2 protein-coding genes are annotated in these 803 nt (G+C 43.3%); both read left to right on the forward strand.

The genetic code is table 11. The features are described 5' to 3' along the window. Positions 1 to 91: 91 nt before the first annotated feature. The gene (locus tag A3739_RS20850; RefSeq protein ID WP_231877083.1) at positions 92 to 526 is read left to right on the forward strand and encodes an OsmC family protein; all 435 of its coding nucleotides are present in this window, start codon (positions 92 to 94) and stop codon (positions 524 to 526) included. A gap of 29 nt (positions 527 to 555) precedes the next feature. After that, positions 556 to 803: hypothetical protein (locus A3739_RS20855; RefSeq protein WP_156502729.1), on the forward strand; the 248-nt coding region annotated here is incomplete at its 3' end.

The raw sequence follows: 803 nt of genomic DNA on the forward strand, positions 1-803 counted from the left end.
TCTGTATCAGTTAGTATTAGATCAGCTTAAATCCGCTGAGTAATACGCCAGTTTTCATCTAAACTTCCAATACAAATCTTATTGGGAGTTTATGATGCAAACGATGCCTCATCACTATACGGTCTCTGCCAATTCAGAGTCTGATTCAACGGTAAATCTCGAAGCTGACGGTCTCAGCGCAATCGAATCGATGCCGCCGCCTGAATTTGGTGGGCCAGAGGGTTATTGGTCTCCTGAAAGCTTGCTAGTTGCTTCGATGGCGGATTGTTTCGTCTTGACCTTCAAAGCAATCGCGCGTGCTTCGAAGCTAGAATGGACTAATATCTCATGCGAGGTCGTGGGTACCTTAGGTCAGGTAGATCGCGTGACTCAGTTTACCCAGTTTGATTTGAAGGTTACGGTCGATGTGCCTTCTGGTACTGATTCTGAGAAAGTTGAGCGTATTGCCGAGAAGTCTGAAAAAGGGTGTTTAGTGAGTAACTCTTTAACTGCTAATAAAGTGCTTAACGTTGTGGTGAACGTATAAGTATTTAATTCAAGTGAAAGGAGATTCGCGTGATTAAGTTTATTTTCGTCGTTAAAAGAAAGCCTGATATATCTTCGCAAGAATTTCGAAAGTGTTGGCACGATGCAAACTTTGTCTCCTTAGTGACAGAGGTTGGCAAATTGTTGGGTGCAAGTGATTTCCACATGAGCTTGGTTTTGGATGTCGACTTTAATAAAGAATTAAACGCGGCAAGAGGCGTTGAAGAAACGGCCTTCGATGCGGTGATGGAATACGTGCTTCCTAGCTCGAAAGATCT

Source organism: Oleiphilus sp. HI0067, assembly GCF_001635735.1.